Origin of the sequence: Catenulispora sp. GAS73 (assembly GCF_041262085.1) — a bacterium.
GTDB lineage: Bacteria > Actinomycetota > Actinomycetes > Streptomycetales > Catenulisporaceae > Catenulispora.
The window spans coordinates 94,032-113,154 of record NZ_JBGCCM010000038.1 but is presented as its reverse complement, the minus strand read 5'-3'; the positions used below and the strand labels follow the sequence as shown (position 1 = coordinate 113,154).

19 protein-coding genes are annotated in these 19,123 nt (G+C 69.5%); 11 read left to right on the top strand and 8 right to left on the bottom strand.

Annotation, left to right across the window (positions count from 1 at the left end):
- Positions 1-118 precede the first annotated feature (118 nt).
- Positions 119-973, bottom strand: coding sequence for a 3-hydroxybutyryl-CoA dehydrogenase (locus ABH935_RS41175; protein ID WP_370383412.1), 855 nt, complete (start codon positions 971-973; stop codon positions 119-121).
- 120 nt (positions 974-1,093) lie between these two features.
- Between ABH935_RS41175 and ABH935_RS41170 the strand changes: the two genes are divergently transcribed.
- A complete protein-coding gene (locus ABH935_RS41170) occupies positions 1,094-2,260 on the top strand; it encodes an acyl-CoA dehydrogenase (protein ID WP_370383411.1) in 1,167 nt (388 codons plus the stop codon).
- Positions 2,261-2,391: 131 nt separating this feature from the next.
- Here the strand turns inward: ABH935_RS41170 and ABH935_RS41165 are convergent, their stop codons facing one another.
- Together ABH935_RS41165 and ABH935_RS41160 are read right to left on the bottom strand one after the other, a co-directional pair.
- A complete protein-coding gene (locus tag ABH935_RS41165; protein ID WP_370383410.1) occupies positions 2,392-4,284 on the bottom strand; it encodes a glycosyl hydrolase in 1,893 nt (630 codons plus the stop codon).
- A 41-nt stretch (positions 4,285-4,325) separates the two neighbouring features.
- Positions 4,326-4,811 carry a hypothetical protein gene (locus ABH935_RS41160; RefSeq protein ID WP_370383409.1) on the bottom strand — a complete coding sequence of 162 codons (486 nt, stop codon included), beginning with the start codon at positions 4,809-4,811 and terminating at the stop codon, positions 4,326-4,328.
- A 250-nt stretch (positions 4,812-5,061) separates the two neighbouring features.
- Here ABH935_RS41160 and ABH935_RS41155 point away from each other — a divergent pair, with 250 nt between their 5' ends.
- Entirely contained in the window at positions 5,062-7,488 is a 2,427-nt protein-coding gene (locus tag ABH935_RS41155; RefSeq protein WP_370383408.1) for a protein kinase, read from the top strand.
- Positions 7,489-7,512: 24 nt separating this feature from the next.
- Here ABH935_RS41155 and ABH935_RS41150 read toward each other — a convergent pair whose 3' ends face one another.
- The gene (locus tag ABH935_RS41150; RefSeq protein WP_370383407.1) at positions 7,513-8,430 is read right to left on the bottom strand and encodes a LysR family transcriptional regulator; all 918 of its coding nucleotides are present in this window, start codon (positions 8,428-8,430) and stop codon (positions 7,513-7,515) included.
- 134 nt (positions 8,431-8,564) lie between these two features.
- On the opposite strand from ABH935_RS41150, the gene ABH935_RS41145 reads away from it, so the two are divergent.
- Entirely contained in the window at positions 8,565-9,806 is a 1,242-nt protein-coding gene (locus ABH935_RS41145) for an FAD-dependent oxidoreductase (protein ID WP_370383406.1), read from the top strand.
- Between the two features lie 106 nt (positions 9,807-9,912).
- Entirely contained in the window at positions 9,913-10,932 is a 1,020-nt protein-coding gene (locus ABH935_RS41140) for a hypothetical protein (RefSeq protein ID WP_370383405.1), read from the top strand.
- A 12-nt stretch (positions 10,933-10,944) separates the two neighbouring features.
- Here the strand turns inward: ABH935_RS41140 and ABH935_RS41135 are convergent, their stop codons facing one another.
- Positions 10,945-11,742, bottom strand: a complete 798-nt coding sequence (locus tag ABH935_RS41135; protein WP_370383404.1) for a hypothetical protein — start codon at positions 11,740-11,742, stop codon at positions 10,945-10,947.
- On the opposite strand from ABH935_RS41135, the gene ABH935_RS41130 reads away from it, so the two are divergent.
- Positions 11,741-12,181 carry a hypothetical protein gene (locus ABH935_RS41130; protein WP_370383403.1) on the top strand — a complete coding sequence of 147 codons (441 nt, stop codon included), beginning with the start codon at positions 11,741-11,743 and terminating at the stop codon, positions 12,179-12,181. The two genes, ABH935_RS41135 and ABH935_RS41130, sit on opposite strands and share 2 nt — an antisense overlap.
- 152 nt (positions 12,182-12,333) lie before the next feature.
- Here the strand turns inward: ABH935_RS41130 and ABH935_RS41125 are convergent, their stop codons facing one another.
- From ABH935_RS41125 to ABH935_RS41115, 3 genes are read right to left on the bottom strand one after another with little or no spacing between them, the layout of a single operon-like run.
- Positions 12,334-12,942: a TetR/AcrR family transcriptional regulator gene (locus ABH935_RS41125; protein WP_370383402.1), complete on the bottom strand. Its 609-nt coding sequence runs from the start codon at positions 12,940-12,942 to the stop codon at positions 12,334-12,336.
- Between the two features lie 12 nt (positions 12,943-12,954).
- On the bottom strand, positions 12,955-14,034 hold the full coding sequence (locus tag ABH935_RS41120; RefSeq protein ID WP_370383401.1) for a hypothetical protein: 1,080 nt from the start codon (positions 14,032-14,034) through the stop codon (positions 12,955-12,957).
- Positions 14,035-14,052: 18 nt separating this feature from the next.
- Complete coding sequence (locus tag ABH935_RS41115) at positions 14,053-15,561, bottom strand: FAD-dependent oxidoreductase (RefSeq protein ID WP_370383400.1); 1,509 nt, start codon at positions 15,559-15,561, stop codon at positions 14,053-14,055.
- A 147-nt stretch (positions 15,562-15,708) separates the two neighbouring features.
- On the opposite strand from ABH935_RS41115, the gene ABH935_RS41110 reads away from it, so the two are divergent.
- From ABH935_RS41110 to ABH935_RS41085, 6 genes are all read left to right on the top strand, one after another.
- The gene (locus ABH935_RS41110) at positions 15,709-16,359 is read left to right on the top strand and encodes a 4'-phosphopantetheinyl transferase (protein WP_370383399.1); all 651 of its coding nucleotides are present in this window, start codon (positions 15,709-15,711) and stop codon (positions 16,357-16,359) included.
- Positions 16,360-16,474: 115 nt separating this feature from the next.
- Positions 16,475-16,801, top strand: a complete 327-nt coding sequence (locus ABH935_RS41105; RefSeq protein WP_370383398.1) for a PadR family transcriptional regulator — start codon at positions 16,475-16,477, stop codon at positions 16,799-16,801.
- Complete coding sequence (locus ABH935_RS41100) at positions 16,798-17,154, top strand: DUF1048 domain-containing protein (protein ID WP_370383397.1); 357 nt, start codon at positions 16,798-16,800, stop codon at positions 17,152-17,154. Before ABH935_RS41105 ends, ABH935_RS41100 begins: the two co-directional genes overlap by 4 nt.
- Position 17,155: 1 nt before the next feature.
- Positions 17,156-17,464, top strand: a complete 309-nt coding sequence (locus ABH935_RS41095) for a DUF1048 domain-containing protein (RefSeq protein WP_370383396.1) — start codon at positions 17,156-17,158, stop codon at positions 17,462-17,464.
- A gap of 35 nt (positions 17,465-17,499) precedes the next feature.
- Positions 17,500-18,318, top strand: coding sequence for an ABC transporter ATP-binding protein (locus ABH935_RS41090; protein ID WP_370383395.1), 819 nt, complete (start codon positions 17,500-17,502; stop codon positions 18,316-18,318).
- Entirely contained in the window at positions 18,315-19,079 is a 765-nt protein-coding gene (locus ABH935_RS41085) for an ABC transporter permease (RefSeq protein ID WP_370383394.1), read from the top strand. Before ABH935_RS41090 ends, ABH935_RS41085 begins: the two co-directional genes overlap by 4 nt.
- The last annotated feature ends 44 nt before the right edge of the window (positions 19,080-19,123 follow it).

Sequence of the window (19,123 nt, the reverse complement as noted above, 5' to 3'; positions counted from 1 at the left end):
CCAGCTCACCGGTCCACTCACCCTGCATAGAAGCAGTCTGGCCCCGTCAACAAAACGACGAGGCCAGAACCAAACATCTTCAGCAGCCTTCTAGACGCTCTGGTTTAGCCGCTCTGGGCTAGACGCTCGGGTACTCGTAGAACCCGCGCCCGGCCTTGCGGCCCAGGCGTCCGGCCTCGACCATGCGCAGCAGCAGCGCCGGCGGGGTGTACAGGGGCTCCTTGAACTCCTCGTACATCGCCTCGGCGGCCAGCTTCACGGTGTCCAGGCCGATCAGGTCCGACAGCGCCAGCGGGCCCATCGGGTGCGCGCAGCCCAGGACCATGCCGGAGTCGATGTCCTCGGCCGAGGCGAAGCCGCCCTCGGCCATCCGGATCGCGGCCAGCAGGTAGGGGATGAGCAGGGAGTTCACCACGAACCCGGCGCGGTCCTGGGCGACCACGGCCTGCTTGCCCAGCTGCTCGACGAAGGCCACGGCGCGCGCCTTGGTCTCGTCGCTGGTGGCCAGCGAGGGGATGACCTCGACCAGCTTCAGCACCGGGACCGGGTTGAAGAAGTGCACGCCGACCACGTTGTGCGGCCGGGTGGTGGCCGTGCCCAGGCGCATGATCGGGATCGAGGAGGTGTTCGAGGCCAGGATGGCGTCCTCGGGCAGGATCAGGTCCAGCTTGCTCAGCACGGCGGTCTTGACGGCCTCGACCTCGACCACGGCCTCCACCGCGAGCTGCCGGTCGGTGAACTCCTGCAGGTCCTCGGTGAAGCGGATCCGGCCCAGCGCCGCGTCGGCGTCGGCCTCGCTCAGCTTGCCGGCCTTGACCGCGCGCTTGAGGGACACCGCGATGCGGTCGCGCCCGCGCTTGAGGCCCTCGGCGTTCTCGTCGGCGACGATCACGTCCAGCCCGCTGCGCGCGCAGACCTCCGCGATGCCCGATCCCATCTGGCCGACCCCGACCACTCCGACTCGTTCGATCACCGATGCCTCCGGTTCCGGTGTTGCGGCTTGTGCAGCACTTGTGGTGCGTACCACAGGGTATCTGTGGCACCGAGTGTGGATAATCGAGGGTACCCAGTACCTTCACCCTAGGAGCGCGCCATGGCCGCCGACTTCGACCTGTTCAAGGTCTCCGAGGAGCACGACCTGCTACGGGAGGCGGTGCGCTCGCTGTGCGAGGAGAAGATCCTGCCCTTCGCCGCCGAGGTCGACGAGCAGTCCCGCTTCCCCCAGGAGGCCCTGGACGCCCTGGTCTCCTCCGACCTGGCGGCGGTGCACGTGGCCGAGCAGTACGGCGGCCAGGGCGCGGACGCGCTGGCGACCTGCATCGTGATCGAGGAGGTCGCACGGGTGTGCGCCAGCTCCTCGCTGATCCCGGCGGTGAACAAGCTGGGCTCGATGCCGGTGATCCTGTCCGGCTCGGAGGAGCTGAAGCAGAAGTACCTGACCCCGCTGGCGGCCGGCAGCGCGATGTTCTCGTACTGCCTGTCCGAGCCGGACGCGGGCTCCGACGCCGCCGGAATGAAGACCCGCGCGGAGCGTGACGGAGATCACTACATCCTCAACGGCGTGAAGCGCTGGATCACGAACGCCGGCGTCTCGGAGTTCTACACGGTCATGGCCGTCACCGACCCCGCAGCCCGCTCCAAGGGCATCTCGGCGTTCGTGGTCGAGAAGGGCGACGAGGGCGTGACCTTCGGCGCCCCGGAGAAGAAGCTGGGCATCAAGGGCTCCCCGACCCGCGAGGTGTACTTCGACAACGTCCGGATCCCCGCCGACCGCATGATCGGCGCCGAGGGCACGGGCTTCGCCACGGCGATGCGCACCCTGGACCACACCCGCGTGACGATCGCCGCGCAGGCACTGGGCATCGCGCAGGGAGCGCTGGACTACGCGTCGAACTACGTGAAGGAGCGCAAGCAGTTCGGCAAGCCGATCGCCGACTTCCAGGGCATCCAGTTCATGCTGGCGGACATGGCGATGAAGCTGACCGCGGCCCGCCAGCTGACCTACACCGCGGCGGCGAAGTCCGAGCGCGGGGACGGCGACCTGACCTACTTCGGCGCGGCGGCGAAGTGCTTCGCGTCGGACGTGGCGATGGAGGTCACGACGGACGCGGTGCAGCTGCTCGGCGGGTACGGCTACACGAAGGACTATCCGCTGGAGCGGATGATGCGGGACGCGAAGATCACGCAGATTTATGAGGGCACGAACCAGGTGCAGCGGATTGTGATGGCGCGGCAGGTGCTGGGCGGCGTGCGCATTTAGTCGCTGGTCCTATTGGCTGAGAACGACTGAGAACGGCTGAGAACGACACTGGTCGCCGTACCTGGAAGGGTGCGGCGACCAGTGGCTTTTCCGCCGGCGGCGTTTCGTGAGAACGACGCCGGCGTTGCGGGTCAGCTGCTGCCGGCAGGGGCCGATTCCATGAGAACCGCGATGCCGAATGCGACGTTCGAGTCCCCGAATGTGGGCGGCTGCGCGGGGCTGGCCGGATCGAACGCGTATACGTTGCCGTAGTCGTCGTAGTCGTACGTGTAGCCCGGCGTGGAGCCGGCTGTGCCTATGTCGGTGTCGAATCCGTAGAAGGAGTAGAGCTCGTTGGTGCCTGTCGGTGTGATCGACGGGCCCGTATTCGTTCCGGAATTGTCGAGGGTCGCTTGCGAAATCAGTGCGGCGGTTTGGCCGGAGCCGGGGTTGTACTCCTGGCCGGCGATGCGGACGGCTGAGGCGGTGCCCGAGGTTGTCACGGTGGCCTGTGCGGTTCCGGCCGTTGTGACTGTGCCCTCGAAGACGGCTGCCGAGAGGCCGGAGTTGACGTTGCCCGTCAGTGTGCTCCCGACCTGCTTCCAGGTGGCGTCGCCGCCGGTGACGGTGGTCGGTGGGGCGTTGCCCTCGGTGGTGACGTGTAGGAGGATCACGTCGCCGGCGGCATGCGTGGTCACCGACGGCGTGAGCGACGCGCCGTAGATGAAGTCGCCGACGGGGGTGAGCCCGCCTCCGGGTGGAGGTGTGGCGGGCGTGGTGAACGTCTGATTGCTGCCCTCGGTCGTGCCTGTCGCGTTGGTCGCCACCAGCCGGTAGTCGTACGTGGTGCCGGCGGTCAGGCCGGACACCTCGGCCGACACGCTGGTCGCGCTGCCGCCGGAGCCTGCGCTGGCCGGGGGCGCTGGCGCCAACGAACCGTAGCTGGTGCTGGTGCCGTACTGGAACTGGTAGGTGGTGGCGGCGCCCTCGGGATTCACCGTGCCGGCGAGGGTGGCGCTGGTCGTGGTGATGCTGGATGCGGAGCCGGTCACCACGGCAGGTGCCTGGCCCGGGGGAGTTGTGCTGCCGGAGCAGTCGCTCGACAGGGCGTTGTCGAGCTCGGTCCACTGCGTGGCGGTCATGTCGGGCGTGTCGTCCTGGTATTGCAGGAGGCCGTCGCCGCCGTTGGAGCACAGGTCGGAGACGAACCCGGCCAGGCTCTCGTATCCGGTGCCGTCCAGCGGGGCCAGGTCGGTCTCGGCGATGAAGATCGGCAGGCTGGTCAGCGCGTGGATCTCGGAGAAGACCGGGCCGAAGAGGGCTGAGAAGCTGGTGAACTGGCCCCAGCGGGTGTTCGGGTAGCCGTCCACGCCGACCATGTCGACCTCGGACGCGCCGGGCCAGTAGGCGGTCGGGTCCTGGTTCGTGCCGCCGGTGTCGGCGCCGGGTGCCCACATGAAGGAGGCGAAGCCTGCGGCGGTGGTGTTGATGTCGGTGCGTACGGTGTCCCAGGCTTGGATCCATTGGGCGGGGGTGGTGTTTTCGCAGTCGCCTTGGGCCCAGGGGTATTGGCCGGAGATGTTGAATTCGTGGGCGAAGGTGATGATGACCGGGTGGCCGAAGGAGGCGATCTGCGACCCGAGGGTGTGCAGGTAGCTGCTGATCGCCGAGCCGTTCGCACCGATCGTGGTCATCGCCGGAAACTGCGAGTAGTCGCACTCGCCGGCATTGCCGGGCGTCACGCCCTGCCAGGGCTCGATCTCGACGAACGGCGTCGCGCCGGCGTTGTGCGCCTCGCCGGCGAAGGCGGCGGGGAAGTCGTGGCCCCAGTACAGGTACGTGTTGGCGACGTTCGGGCTTTGCCCCTGGATGGTGGAGTACGTGCCGCCGCCCTCGGCCTGGAGCCAGATCCCCAGCGTGGTGGCCGGGGGCGCCGTCTGGGCCCGGGCGTGGCCCGTGGAGGCGCCGGTGACGAGTCCGAGCGCGGCCAGCACGGTCGCGGCGGTGGCCCAGATCTTCCAGGTCCTTAGCTGTGGTCGCTGCATGCGACCTCCTTTTCCGGTGATGTCAGAGCACTGTCGTCGAGCTAGCAGCGTCCCCAGCCGCGGGTCCAGGGCCAGACGCGGCAGTACCGGAGGCCGTCCGTGCCGAGGGTGTCGATGGTGAACGGGTTGCTGCTGAACTCGCCGACCCCGTTGCCGGTCTCGTGCAGTGCCTGGCCGCCGAGGCTGTGCCAGCCGTTGCTGCCCGGCCAGGCGTGCCAGATCGACCAGTCGAGGCCGATGACGAACGCCTCGTCTGTGCCGCTGTTCGGGTTGTAGTCGCTGAACCCGAAGGTGTCGCAGATCGCCTCGCCGCCGTATCCGAACGCGGAGACGGGGCAGGCTGTGAAGGCCGAGGCAGCGGCCGGCGCGGCGACGCCGCCTGGGGCGGTCACCTTGAAGAAGGTGGCGTGTGCGCCGGAAGTGCTGTGCCGGGTGGCAGCCGAGGCCGGGGCGGCGAGCGTGCCGAGGGCGAGAATGAGGACTGCCGCGGTCGCGGTCGCCATCGCGGTCATTCTTGAACTGATCATCGATCCTCCAATGTTGTGCAGATCTTTGCGGGGTCGGCGCCGACGGCCATCAGCGTCCGCTTCCAGTCGGCCGGAGGCCATGCCGGGTGACCGGAAAAGTCACCGGCACAATCGGACAGCCGCTGGCCAGGGACCCTGTCGTCGGACCGGAAAAGCAACCGGCACAATCCGGACTCCGCGGGGTTGTCAGTTCCGGCCGGGCCCACCAGAATCGCCATTCAGAGTTCTGATTCAGAGCTGAGGGAGACGCGTGAACGAGGCGCGGGCTGCGGGCGCGTGGGTCAAAAGTCATCGGCTGGCCGCGGGAATGACTCAGGAGGAGTTGGCGGGCAAGTCGGGACTGAGCGTGCGGGCGATCAGCAATCTCGAACGTGGCCGCACCACTCGACCTCATCCCCGGTCCCTGGAACTGCTGGCGGTCGCGTTGGGACTGCCGGAAAGTGCCGGTGCCGAGTGGGCGACCCGACTGCGTTCCGCTCAAGCCCGCGGTGCCTCAGCGCAAGCGCGCTCGCGGCCGCACGCCGTGCCCACGACGACCCACGCCGGCGTGGCCGACGACACCGAGCCGGCTCGCCTCGAAGCCGCAGCGCCGACGGAGTATCCCGAGCAGTTCGAGCGGTTCGAGCAGTCCGAGCCGCTTGAGCGCGCCGAGCCCGCCTCGCCGTCGACCCACCAAAGCGCCGATCCGACGCCCGGGCCGCGGGAAGCCGTGGCGCTCGCGCCGCTCGCCCACGGCGATCCGTCCCGCATCGGCCCCTTCCGGCTGGTCTCGCGGCTCGGCGGCGGGGCGATGGGCGAGGTGTTCCTGGCCGCGAGCCGCGCCGGGCAGCCGGTGGCGGTCAAGCGCGTGCGGGCCGAGTACGCGCGCGACGCCGTGTTCCGTACCCGGTTCGCCAAGGAGGTGGCCGCGGTGCGAGCCGTGCCCGGCGGCCACACCCCCGCGCTGATCGACGCGGACACCGAGGCCGAGCGTCCGTGGATCGCCACCGCGTACGTCCCCGGCCCTTCGCTGGCGCAGGCGGTGGATGCGAACGGTGCGCTGCCAGAGCCGCTGGTACTCGCGCTGGGCGGCGGGATCGCCGAGGCTCTGGCGGAGATCCACGCCGCGGGCATCGTGCACCGGGACCTGAAGCCCTCGAACATCCTGCTGGACCCCGACGGCCCGAAGGTCATCGACTTCGGGATCTCCCGCGCGCTGGACGGCACGGCGCTCACCGCCACCGGGACGCGGGTCGGTACCGCCGGATACACCGCCCCCGAACTGGCCGCGCACCGGCAGACGCTCCCCGCCGGGGACGTGTTCGCGCTCGGCTGCGTGCTCGCCTACGCCGCCACCGGCGTCACGCCGTTCGGCGAGGGCACGGACGCGCAGGTGCTCTACCGGGTCGTGCACGAGCCGCCGGACCCGCGGGCGCTGGCCTGCCGGGACCAGACCTTGCGGGCGGTGATCGAGGCCTGCCTGGAGAAGGGCCCCGAGGCGCGCCCCACCGCGAAAGCCGTCATCGAGGCCTGCGGTGGTGCCTCGGCGCCCGGCGGGTCCTGGCTGCCGGTTCCGCTGGCCGCGCAGGCCGCGGCGTATGGCGACGAGGTCGCGCGGGAGTTGGCGCGCGTCGCACGTCGGAGCGCTGCCCGGCGGGTGCAGTTCGGGCTGGTCCCGGTGCTGCTCGTGCTGGCGATGCTCGCCGTCGTCGTGACGCTCACCGCCACGAAGTCGTCCGCCACCAAGTCGTCCGGAACCGACCGGCACGCGCCCGGCGCGAGCAGTGCGAGCAGCCCGAGCAAGTCATCCGCCGGCCAGGTCCCGGTGCGGCCGGTGTCGTCGGCCGTCATGCTGGGGATCTGGACCAGCGCGGAGGGCGACGGCCGCTACTCCACGGTCGCGGGCCAACGCCCGAACGTCGCCAACACGTATCTGTTCTGGGGCAACAGCTTTCCCACCGCGTTCGCCGACCAGGCCGAGTCCGCCGGTGCGACACCCTTCGTGGAGATCGAGCCCTGGCAGGGCGGGGGAGCCGGCGATTGCAGCTACGCCCCCCACTTCCCGGCGATGACCACGATCGGTGCGAACGGCTCGGCGATCAGCAGCTACCTGCACACCCTCGGGTCGCAGATCGCCTCCTTCGGACACCCGGTCATCATCACCTTCGCCCACGAATTCAACATCTCCGGCCAATACCCCTGGGCCCAAGGCGACTGCGAAAACACCACCCCCGCCCAATGGATCCAAGCCTGGGACACCGTACGCACCGACATCAACACCACCGCCGCAGGCCTCGCCTCCTTCATGTGGGCACCCGGCGCCGACACCGGCGGCACGACCATCGACCCGACGCCGTACTGGCCCGGCGCCCCACAGGTCGACATGGTCGGCGTCGAGGGCTACCCCGACACCCGATGGGGATCCCAGCTCGGGACCTTCGCCGGTGTCTTCGGCCCGGTGTTCACCGAGATCCACGCCCTGACCAAGCTGCCGATCTTCATCGCAGAGACCGATCTCGCGCCGCTGGACGGCCCCGGATACGAGAGCCTGGCCGGCTTCATCTCCGACCTGTGCGCAGACGGCGGCGACGGCGTTCTGCAGCTCCAGGACAGCAGCCCGCTGTCTCGCACGCAGTGGAGCGAGTTGGACAAGGCCTTGGCCGGCGACTGTGGCGCCAGTGCCAGGGCGAACGGCTGACCGTCCCGGCCCGACACCTGCCGCCTAGACGGACGCCTGGCGACCATGTGAGAACCCTGCTTCACCTTCGGCGCTGCAAGCGATGGTCACCTGCGCGACCTCGCTCACGACCGGGCGGGCGTCCGGCGGCCAGGCGAGCCAGGTGGACAGGGCGATCCCCGGATCGGTCAGGGGGAGCCATGGCCAGCCGGGGAGCAGCCGGCGCGCGGAGTGTTCGATGAGCAGGACCGCGTCGGCGTTGACGGCCTCGGCGCAGGCCAGGGCGTGCTCGGAGAACTGGGCGAACTGCCAGAGCGGGGCGGCTCCCGCGTCGTGGGCGGCCAGGACCAGCCGGTCGTCGACGGTCGGGACCTGGCTTCGGCCGTGGGCGAGGGTGCGGATGCCGTCGAGGTCGCTCAGGCGGCAGGCCGGTTTGTCGGCGAGGCGGTGGCCGGGGCGGACCGCGACGCCGAACGGCACGTCGAACAGGTGCCTGCCGTTGAGTTCGGCGCTGGGCTGTTCCCGCACGATGCCCAGATCGAGGCGGCCTTCGCGGAGCATGTCCAACTGGTCGGCGCTGCCGGTCTCGGTGAAGGCGATCGCCGCGTGCGGGACGTCGATCCTCAGCGCGGCGAGCAGGCGGAGCAGCCATTCGGCGGTGAGCCCCTGAGGGATTCCCACGTGTACTGCCTCGCTCGCCGCGCCGGTCGCGGTGTGGACCATCTCCTTGGTGGCGTCGGCGAGCCGCAGCAGCACGAGCGCGTGGTGGTGCAGCGCGACTCCGGCGTCGGTGACCTTCGTTCCGCTGGCGCTGCGCTCGAACAGCCGCGCGCCGACTTCCCGTTCGAGGTACCGGATCTGCCGACTCAGCGCCGGCTGTGTGATGTGCAGCACATCGGCCGCACGGGAGAACGAACCCTCGTCCACGACGGCCGCGAAATACCTCAGATGACGCAGTTCCACGGGGCTCTCTTTTCGCCTCGATATGCCTGTAGAGCATATGGGCTCTGATCTGTTGGCATTGGACGGCCCCTGTCAAAGTCGATCTACTGGGCGGACATTGGCCGACAGTCTGTCGCTCGGGGAAGAAGTTGTCAGTGGTTGATCACTATGACGTCATCGTCGCGGGCGGGGGATCCGCGGGTATAGCGGCGGCGATCGGGGCCAGACGAGCGGGTGCTCGCGTCCTGCTGATCGAGCGTGGGCCCTGCCTGGGTGGCGCGGCGACCCTGCGCAATGTGGTGACCTACTGCGGCCTCTACACCCAGGACCTGAAGCAGGTCGTGTTCGGCGTCGCGGAGGAGATGTTGGCCGGGCTGCGCGAACTCGGCGCGGTGACCGAGCCGCGCAAGCTGATGGCGGTGGCCGTCGTCTTCGATCCCGAGGCGGTCAAGCGCGTCGCGGACGAGCTCTGCGAGCGCGCCGGAGTGGACGTGCTCTTACACAGCCACATCTGTGCCGCCGCGCGCGAGGGGGATCGGATCACCGGCGTGCAGGTCACCGACCACTCCGGTATCCACGAGTACAGCGCCGACACGTTCGTCGACGCCACCGGCGAGGCCGACCTGGCTCATCTGGGCGGTGCCGATGTCCGGTACGGCAATGACGGCAAGGTGCTCAACGGCACCCTCAGCGTCAGGTACGGGGGTATCCCGGCCGATGCGCCGATCACCCGCGCATCGCTGTCGGCGGCGCTCCGCACGGCCAAGGCGGCCGGGACGCCCGGACTGACCGGGACCACCGGGCTCATCACGCGGATGCCTGTGTCAGGGGACTTGGTCACCTACCTCGCCGACGAGGAGTACGACGCGCGCAGCGCCGCGGACACCAGCCGCGCCGAGCGCAGCGGGCGGGGCCAGGCCCAGGCCTGCCTCCAGGTCATCCGGGCGATGCCCGGGGGAGCTTCGGCCTACATAGTGAGTACCGGACCTGAGCTGGGCACGCGTGAGTCGCGCCATGTGATCGGACTATCCCAGCTCACTGAGAAGGAGTTGTTGGAACCCGGGCCGACGGGTGACGCCGTCGCGCTGGGAGCCTGGCCGATGGAGTCCCACCCCGGTCCCGGGACGCCGGTGGAATGGATCTATCTCGGCGAGCCGGGCTACTACGGCATTCCGTTGGACGTGCTGTGCAGCCGCAACACGCCGAACCTCTTCGCGGCGGGCCGCACCGTGGACGGCGATCGCGGCGCGGGCGCGTCGCTGCGGGTGATGGGGACTGCGTTCGCGACCGGACAGGCGGCAGGCGTGGCGGCGGCTTTCACGGCCGGCGGTGCCGACGTCGAAACCACGGTCGTTCGTCGGGAACTTGAGCGCCAGGGTGCGTGGCTGCCTGACTGACCAGAGCTGCGCGGCTCCTGGCCGGCAGCGGTCGAGGACCGGTCCTCTCAGCCGTCTGACACGCTGAACGCATGGCTCGTGTCGACGAAATGCGAGAGAGCTGACCATGCGCAGGATCGGGTGGGCGGCGATGTCGGCGGCGGTTCTGCTGGCTGCTGTTGCCGGGTGTTCCAGCAGCGGGGTGGTCGGGCAGGAGTCGTCGGGTGGCGGGGCGCTGACCGACGAGCTGAAGCAGTTCCATGACACGGCGGTCACGGGAGGGTGGGTTGATTTCGGTCAGCCTGCGCCGATCACCGCGCTCATGAGCGGAGCGCCTGGTGCCGCCCATGCTCTTCAGGACATCAGAGTTCGGGGTTCGAGCGTGCTCGCGGCGGCGGGCCCGGCCCCGCTGGCGGCGTTGGTCGGATTCGATCCGTTCGGCGTCAATCGGGCCGTTGATGTCGGCAGGCCGCCGCATACCGTCGGGGTGCTGGACGGGACGTTCGATCCGGCGGCGATCGGGGCGAAGCTGGCGGCGGCCGGGCTGTCCGGGAAGGACCTCGGCGGCGGTCAGACGGAGTGGGACGTGCCCGCCGGGTCGGCGTTTGCTCAGCAGCTTTCCAAGGAGGGCGTTGACGGGGCGCTTTCTGTGCTGCGCGTGTCCGCGACGCGGATCGTCTACGGCTGGGACGATGCCGACCTCCAAGCCGCGCTGCCGGTGCGGTCGGTGTCTTTGGCGGCTGATCCGCTGGTCTCCGGGCTGGCCGACTGTCTCGGAGACGCCACGGCTGCGGAGATATTCACCGGGGCGGGCTCCGTGGCGACAAACGGGTTCGCAGTCGGCGTCCGAATCGCATCGGCCACGGACATCACCGAAGTGCTCTGCGTCGCCGCCCGGGACGACGCGACCGCGCAGACCTATGCGACCACGATGACCTCGACGATCGCCACCGGTATTCGACCGCTGTCGAACCACGAGCCCTGGTCGAAGGCCCTGACCGCACCTGCCGCCACGGTGGTGGGCGGCGCGAACCACCTGGTGCGGCTCACCGCGAAGGCCTCGGATCCGGCGCACGCTGACGTGCTGTTCCAGGCTGCTGATATCGGTGCGGTGGGAGTGCTGATCGGGACGCAGGCGCCTAGTTAGGGGTCCTGCTCACTATTTGAGTGTTGATCCGCTGACCACCGGCTGACCGGATCCGAGGAAGAACACGCCGGGGTAGCCGTCGGTGGAGAACTTGTCGTTGATGTTGGCGCTCAAGATGGAGTCGCGGATGGTCAGGGTGCCGGTGCGGTTGTTGCTGACGTAGAACAGGGCGCCGCCGCCTTCGGTGGCGGTGTTGTGGTCGATGCGGGTGCCGGCGACGGTGACGGTGTAGTTGTCGCCGTCGGTGTAAATGGCGCCGCCGCTGCCGCCGCCGGGGGTGCCCGGGGCTGCGGGGTTGGCGCCGTCGCCGACGGCCTTGTTGTAGGACATGACGCAGTTGATGACGTCCCAGGAGACGCCGATGCTGCTCAGGGCGCCGCCGTTGGAGCACACGCCGCCTTGGCCCGGGCTGCCGCCGAAGGTGCTGTCGACGACGTACACCGGCAGGTTCTGCCACTGCTCCAGGGCGCGTACCGCGGCGCCGCCGAGGTCGGGGCCGGTGGAGTCGCAGCGGTTGTTGACGAAGCGGGCGTTGACGATCGCCAGCCGGCCGCCGTTGGCGAACACCGCCCCGCCTCCGCCGCCGTAGGCCTGCTGGCCGGTGGAGTTGCCGTCGGCGAAGGTGATGTTCTGCAGGGTCAGCTGCGGGGTGGACTGGTTCTCGCAATGCGACGTCGTCCAGGTCAGCGCCTGGTCGCAGGTGTTCAGGTAGAGGATGCGGCGCTGACCGCCGCCGCTGAGCGTGACCTTGCCGCCGCCGTCGAGGACCACGCGCTGCGAGGTGTTGACCACCTTGGCCGTCGCCGACATGGCGATCACTACCGGCGCGGCTCCGCACGAGAAGGTGATGACCCCACCCTTGGCGACGGCCGCGACCACGGCCGCCGAGGTACAGCTCGCCGGGCTGCCGTCGCCGACGACGGTGGTCGGGTGCGACGTGTCGACTGCCTGCGCCGCCGCCGGGACGGGAGCGTGGCCGTCGGGGTTGCCGAACGCTGCCGGCGCGGCGACGACGGAAGTGGCGGCGGTGGACGGAGCGGAGGACGGACCGGAGGACTTGGCGCTCGTCTTCGACGGCGCGGAGGAAGCCGAGGACGGCGACACGCGGGGGGTCGTGGCGGCGGCGCCAGTCGTGGGGGTGGGCGACGCAGCTGTCGCCGAGTTCGCGGCCTGCGCCGAGGTGGAGGCCGAGGAGCTACAGGCCGCGGTGCCTATCGACACGGCGATGGCGATGGCGGCCAGCGCGTAAGAGGCTCGGAAGGGTGCTCGCGTGGAGGACACCAGCAGAGACTAGACCGGTGTGGGGTTCGCAGTCGGCTGATTCGCGAAAGGCTACGGTTCGAGGACCCAACTCGCCAGCCGCGCCTGTAAGCCACAGACCGACCGCGGCCCTACCCCTGCTCACCGGCTCCCCGCACCCTCGCGGAGGGCCGGCGCCAGCCAGCGGTTGAGCAGCTCCCGCAGCCGGTCCTCGTCCTGAAGCGTGCCGGGGTGCTGCAGGAACGAGGTGAGCAGTCGCATGATCACTTCGGCCAGGCCGTGCAGGTCGGCGTCGGCGAAGCCGGCCGCGGTCCAGTCGACGGCGAAGCGGCGGAGCATGCGGGCGCCGTAGGCGATGGTGGTATCAGTGGTGGCGCCGCGGGCGAAGGCGGTGGAGTCGTCGAGGCGTAGCAGGAGGCTGACGCGCGGCTCCGTGGGGATCGTGCGGATGCAGAAGACCATGCCTTCGATCACGGCTTCGGCCGGATCGGTGATGCCCGCCAGGTGTGCGACGAGCTGGTCGACGAAGGCGTCGGCGCCCTGGGCCGCGACCTCGGCGATGATGTCGCTGACGCGGGCGAAGTGGCGGTAGACGGTCTGGCGCGTGACGCCCAGCTCGGTGGCGACATCCGACAGCGTGGTCTTGGCGACGCCGTACCTGTCGACGCAGCGCGCGGTCGCGTCGACGATCCGTTGCCGGGCCTCGGCTTCCGACGCCGGGGGTCGGCCGCCCCATCCGTGCTTCGCCACGATCCCAGGACCTTACCTGGTCGTACGACGTGCAGCGAGGATGACGCCTGCCGCTGCGGCAGCGCAGAGCGTGGCGTACCACAGGCTGCCGATCGGTGTTCCCGCCGAGGTGACGCCGTCGGTGGCGGCGAAGTAGGCGGGCAGCGCGACCAGCCACAGGGCTGTCAGGACGGCGAGGTAGATCGGGGGATAGGTACGGGCGAACAGTGTCGCGGGCGCTGGGTGGGTGCGGGGCGCGCGCCAGGAGTCGGCGATCAGGGCCAGGCCGATGATCCAGACGATGGCGAGTTCGACGCCGATGATCGTGGTCTGGACGGTGAGGTGGCCGTGGCCTTGGAAGGCGCCGGCGGGTGCGCCGGCGATGAGCATGGCCAGGGGAGCGAGGGCTCCTGCGACGACGGATCGCCAGGTGATGCCCGGGCCGGTCCCGGCACCGGTGCCAGTCAGACGGACGACCAGGTATGTCAGCCCCGCGAAGGACACTGAAGCGAACAAGAACATGCTGTTCATCGGCACCGAAGCCAGCGCGGGCTGGTTGACCTTGGTATCCCCGGGATTCCAAGCCCACCACCGCAGTTGCGGACCGAGCTGGTCGAAGATCTCGTAGAAGACTTGGCAGACGAACGCGACGGCCAGCGCGCCGGCGAGGGCGCCGCGCCGTGCGAAGACACCCAGCGTCCGGACCAGTTCGTAGGCGAGCTGCGACAGCGCCGGATAGAAGGCCACGATGTAGAGCGGCAACCGGTCGTCCATGAACTGCACCGTGAACACGTTGTGCGAAAAGATGAACCCGACCTGCTTGTCCAGGCCGAACCAGCCGGGGAAGTACAACGGCGGTTCGATGACGGCCAGGTAGACCACCGAGGCGAACCACAGCGTGAGGTTGGCCGGGTCGCCGTCGCGCCGCCACCGACGCCACGCGTGCCAGAAGGCGAACACAGCGCCGCCGACGATGAGCAGCTCCAGGACCGGCATGGTGCCGTTGCTGAGGCTGAACGGGTTGCGGAAGGTCACGATCGGGTCGGCGTGACGGCAGGAGAAGCCGAGCCCTTCGGCGATGCGCTCGGCGGTCGGATCGCAGGTCTGGTCCAACGCAGGTGCCTCCGCTACTCAGGTCGCGTAGTCCGTTTGTTCTGTGTAGTCCGTGTAGTCCGTAGCCGGCGGATCCCGCCGCTGGTCGAACCCGCCGGGCACGACCGTGCGCCCGAGCCGTTGCCGCAGCTTGTACCAGGCGACACCGCACCAGAAGCGCGGATCCGCGACGAGCTGCCGCAGCGACTTGTCGAGGTTGAAGACCTCCGCGAACGTCCGCTCGACGTAAGCGTCCTCGCGGCTGGCGGCATTGATGGCGTTGAAGACCGGCCAGCTCAGACGTGCGGCCAGCCGCCGGCGCCAGCGCGGGGGGATCTCCGTTCCGGTGGCGAAGTCGTACGCCTGGTCGCGTGCCATGGCCAGCATCCACGGCACGGCCAGCGACTTCTTCTGGCGGGCGAGGAACTCTCGGAAGAACGCCGCGTCGCAGACGTCGCGCTCGCGCAGCATGTCGCCGAGGATCAACGCCGAGCGCGCCGCGGAGCTCATGCCCTGGGCGTAGAACGGGTTGAACGCGCAGATCGAGTCCCCGACGCACACGAGGCCGGTCGGCGGCCGGTCGAGCAGGTCGAACCGGCGCCACTTGTTGCCGGTCGAGCGCGTCAGGTGCACCGGCGAGGTCGGGGTGCAGGCCCTGGCCGCCGCGCCGAAAGCCGCGGCCCGCACCCGGTCCGCCGCCGTTTCGAAGGACTCGGCGTCGCGCGGCATGGGGATGCCCCACGACCCCAGGCAGACGATGGCGCGATCGCCTTCGATCGGGAAGAAGTTGCTCAGGAACTCGTGCTCGGCGGGATGGCTGCCGGTGTCCTGGGTCGGAGTGATGATCAGGTGCTTCCACCACCAGGAGGCCGGTCGTCGCGCGGTCGGCGGCAGGTCGTACCAGCGCGAGGTGTAGGTGACCTTGGCGTCGAGGGTCTTCTCCGGCGGCGTGGGCCAGCCGGCGGCGGCGAGCCAGTCGACGGTCGACGAGCCGCGTCCCAGCGCGTCGACGACCAGGTCGGCCGGCACGTGCGCGACGTCGTCGCCGTCGTTGTCGTCGTTGCCGACGGAGGTCCGGTACTCGACCCCGACGACACGTCCGGCCGGAGTGCCGCCGCCGAGGGAGATCAACCCGGTGACCGTCGCGCCTTCGCGCAGTTCGACGACAGGCAGTCGGCGAACCAGGTCGCGCAGGACGCGTTCGATCAACACCCGGGAGCTGTAGACCATCGTCATGGAGCCGCGTCTGCGCGGGGCCCAGCCGTCGTTCTCGCAGTACGCGGCGTCCATCGACGGCATCAGCAGCATCCCGCCCGCCGCGATCAGCGCGTCTTCGAAGCCTGGGAAGATCTCCCCGATCGCCCGACGCCCCGAGTTCAGCAGGAAGTGCGGGTGCTTGCTCTGCGGGACGCCCCGTCGGTGCTCCGCGCCGGGCGGCAACTGGTCCCGCTCCAGGACGATCACCTTCTCGAAGTGGCGGGCGAGTACGCCCGCGGCGCACAGCCCTGCGATGCTGCCGCCCGACACGACCGCTGTGCCTCTGCCCATCGCTGCCATCCATTCATACAGATGATGAGTGAATGTATGAATGAGGGTGTGAGGAGTCAAGGGGCTCCGCGAGGGGAGAGTTGTTGTCCGTCGAGCGTCTGGCCGACGATGTCAGTGGCCGTATTCATGCAGAGCTGGGGGACGACTGTGATTGACGCGATTTTGCCGGCCGACGTGGTGGCAGTGGAGTCGTACACCGACGCCGACGACCTGTTTCCGGAGGAGGCCGCGCTGGTCGCCCGGGCCGTCGAGAAGCGGCGTCGGGAGTTCGCGACGGCGCGTTGGTGCGCTCGTAAGGCGCTGGCCGAGTTGGGGTGCGCGGCCGGGCCGATCCTCGCCGGGCCGAAGAAGGAGCCGGTGTGGCCCGAGGGTGTCATCGGCAGCCTGACGCACTGCGACGGCTACCGCGCTGCGGCGGTGGCGCGCGCCGGACGCCTGGCGGCGGTCGGGATCGACGCGGAGCCGCACCTGGAGCTGCCGGAGGGGGTGCTGGAGGCCGTGGCGCGGCCCGAGGAGATCCCGGTGCTGGCGGAGTTGCGCTCGCGGTATCCGGCGACGCACTGGGACAAGGTGATGTTCAGCGCGAAGGAGTCGGTGTACAAGGCCTGGTTCCCGCTGGCACGCCGGTGGCTGGACTTCCAGGAGGCGACGGTGCGCTTCGAGCCGGAGGCGCGGACGTTCGTGGCGGAGCTGGAGCAGGTCGGGCCGGACGTCGGGGGAGTGGCGCTGACGCGGATGAGCGGGCGGTTCGCGGTGGAGGGCGGCTTCGTGGTGACGGCGGTGGTCGTGGAGGGGTGAGCGGCCTGGATGGGTCGAGCCGGGCGGCGCGTCGGCGGCCGCTTCCTCGGCCCACTACTCCGTGATACTGTGTAGTGGTACTCAGCACTACTCAGTACTGGGAGGAGGGCTCGCGATGGACGATCTGACAGAGATGCTGAAGGGCACGCTGGAGGGCTGTGTTCTCCAGATCATCGGCACCGAGGAGACGTACGGCTACGCCATCACCCGTCGGCTGAACGAACTCGGCTTCCCCGATGTCGTCGAAGGGACGACCTACACGATCCTGGTCCGCCTGGAGAAGAGCGGCCTCGTCGAGGTGACCAAGCGGCCGTCGGCACAGGGCCCGCCGCGGAAGTTCTTCGCGCTCAACGACGCCGGGCGCGCGGAGCTGGCGAAGTTCTGGGCGAAATGGGAGTACCTCTCGTCGCGCATCAACGCACTGAAGGAGGGCAGCCGATGAAGTTCTGGGAGAAAGTCACAGGCAGCGACCTGACCGAGGAATGGAAGGCCTTCGAAGCCCGCGCCAAGGCGCTGCCGGCCGAGTATCAGTCGGCGTGGGAGCAGATCCAGACGGACCTGCTGCCCCGGGCGGACTTCTCGGGCCGCAACCTGACGCCGATCTTCGACGGCGTGCTGGGCCTGCTGGAGGAGTCGGCGGCGGAAGGCCTGGGCATCCGGGCCGTGCTCGGCGACGACATCGACGGCTTCGCCGCGGCGGTGGCGGGCGGGGAAGGAGCCCGGAGCTATCGCGACAAGTGGCGTGAGCAGTTGAACTGGAACGTCGCCGAGAAGCTCGGCCGGTTGGGGGGCTGACATGGGTATTCACGACATCGTCGAGGGCAAGAAGCAGTGGCGGGCCCACGTCGCGCGGGTGAACGCGCTGCCGCCGGACTACCGCATCGTCTACAAGGAGATGCAGAAGTACCTCTTCAAGGTGGGGCCGGTCGATCTGGAGGACGGGAACCTGCTCTCCAGCATCGTCGACTTCTTCGAAGAGGGCGTCGCGGAGGGCAAGGGAGTCCTGGACCTCACCGGCCCGGACATCGCCGCCTTCACCGACAACCTGATCGAGGGTTCGCAGACCAACGCTGACGTCTATCGCGAATCCTTGGGCGGACAGTGACGGCGAAACCGGTGACAGCGCAGAGGGGCCGTCCGTTGACCGCACAACAAGTCCTGCCGATCCGCGTTCAGGGCCTGGAGAAGTCGTACAAGAATCTGAAGGTCCTGCGCGGCGTGGACTTCGAGGTGCAGCCGGGCAGTATCTTCGCCCTGCTGGGCGCGAACGGCGCCGGCAAGACCACGCTGGTGAAGATCCTGGCCACGCTGCTGCGGGCCGACGCCGGCAGCGCCGGCGTCAACGGCTTCGACATCGCGACCCAGGCCGGGGACGTGCGCGAGTCGATCAGCCTGACCGGCCAGTTCACGGCCGTCGACGACATCCTCACCGGCCGGGAGAACCTGGTCCTGATGGCAAAGCTGCGGCACCTGCCGAACCCGCACGAGGTCGCCGGCCGGATGCTGGAGCGGTTCGGGCTGGCCGAGGCCGGTGCCCGGCGGGCGGCGACCTACTCGGGCGGCATGCGCCGCCGGCTGGACGTCGCCATGAGCCTGGTCGGCAGCCCGGCGGTGATCTTCCTCGACGAGCCGACGACCGGGCTGGACCCCGAGGGGCGCCAGGAGGTCTGGGAGACCGTCAGGGAACTCGCCGGACGCGGCACCACGGTCCTGCTCACCACGCAGTATCTGGACGAGGCCGAGCAGCTCGCCGACCGGATCGCCATCCTGCACGAGGGCCGCATCATCGTGAACGGCACCCTGGCCGAGCTCCAGGAGCTGCTCGGGCCCCCGAAGATCGAGTACGTCGAGAAGAAGCCGACTCTGGAAGACGTCTACTTCGCCGTCGTCGGCGGGGCCGGGAAGACCGGTCCGGACGCCGGCCCGGCGAGCGCCGACCCGATGGCCAAGGAGCGATGATGAGCCGTTTCCTGCGCGACAGCTCCGCCATGATGGGCCGCGCGATGCGCCACATCGTGCGCAGCCCGGACACCATCATCACCACCGCCGTCACTCCGATCGCGATGATGCTGCTGTTCCTCTATGTGCTCGGCGGCGCGGTCGACCCGGGCGGCCGGGCAGCGTACGTGAAGTACATCCTCCCCGGCATCCTGCTGATCACGATCGCCTCGGGCATCTCGTACACCAACCTCCGGCTGTTCACCGACCGGCGCAGCGGCATCTTCGAACGCTTCCACTCCATGCCGATCGCACGGTCCAGCGTGTTGTGGGCTCACGTGCTGACCGCGTTGGTCGCCAACGCGATCTCGCTCGTGCTCGTCGTGCTGGTCGCGCTGCTGGTGGGGTTCCGGTCCGGCGCCGGAGTGGTCTCCTGGGTCGGCGTCGCCGGCATCCTGGCGCTGTTCACCGTGGCGTTGAGCTGGATCGCCGTCCTGGCCGCGCTGGCGGCGAAGACGGCGGAGGGCGCGGGCGCCTTCGCCTACCCGCTCATCTTCCTGCCGTTCCTCAGCTCGGCGATGGTGCCCACCAAGACCATGCCCGGACCGCTGCGGGCCTTCGCCAACAACCAGCCGGTGACCCCTGTCGTGAACTCGATCCGTGCTCTGATCGACGACCGGTCGGTCGGCGGTCAGGCGTGGCTGGCGGCGGCTTGGTGCGTCGGAGTCCTCGTGGTTGCCTACCTGCTGTCGATGGTGGCCTACCGCCGCCAGATCGCCTGAGCAGCACGAGTAGCCCGAGCGGGAGCGTCCAGCCGTTGCTGCTC

Coding starts and splice junctions, on each gene's coding strand:
- ABH935_RS41170 (WP_370383411.1), top strand. CDS start 1,094: ATGGCCGCCGACTTCGACCTGTTCAAGGTCTCCGAGGAGCACGACCTG.
- ABH935_RS41165 (WP_370383410.1), bottom strand. CDS start 4,284: ATGCAGCGACCACAGCTAAGGACCTGGAAGATCTGGGCCACCGCCGCG.
- ABH935_RS41160 (WP_370383409.1), bottom strand. CDS start 4,811: ATGATCAGTTCAAGAATGACCGCGATGGCGACCGCGACCGCGGCAGTC.
- ABH935_RS41140 (WP_370383405.1), top strand. CDS start 9,913: ATGCGCAGGATCGGGTGGGCGGCGATGTCGGCGGCGGTTCTGCTGGCT.
- ABH935_RS41130 (WP_370383403.1), top strand. CDS start 11,741: ATGGCGATCACTACCGGCGCGGCTCCGCACGAGAAGGTGATGACCCCA.
- ABH935_RS41135 (WP_370383404.1), bottom strand. CDS start 11,742: ATGTCGGCGACGGCCAAGGTGGTCAACACCTCGCAGCGCGTGGTCCTC.
- ABH935_RS41115 (WP_370383400.1), bottom strand. CDS start 15,561: ATGGGCAGAGGCACAGCGGTCGTGTCGGGCGGCAGCATCGCAGGGCTG.
- ABH935_RS41105 (WP_370383398.1), top strand. CDS start 16,475: ATGGACGATCTGACAGAGATGCTGAAGGGCACGCTGGAGGGCTGTGTT.
- ABH935_RS41100 (WP_370383397.1), top strand. CDS start 16,798: ATGAAGTTCTGGGAGAAAGTCACAGGCAGCGACCTGACCGAGGAATGG.
- ABH935_RS41095 (WP_370383396.1), top strand. CDS start 17,156: ATGGGTATTCACGACATCGTCGAGGGCAAGAAGCAGTGGCGGGCCCAC.
- ABH935_RS41085 (WP_370383394.1), top strand. CDS start 18,315: ATGATGAGCCGTTTCCTGCGCGACAGCTCCGCCATGATGGGCCGCGCG.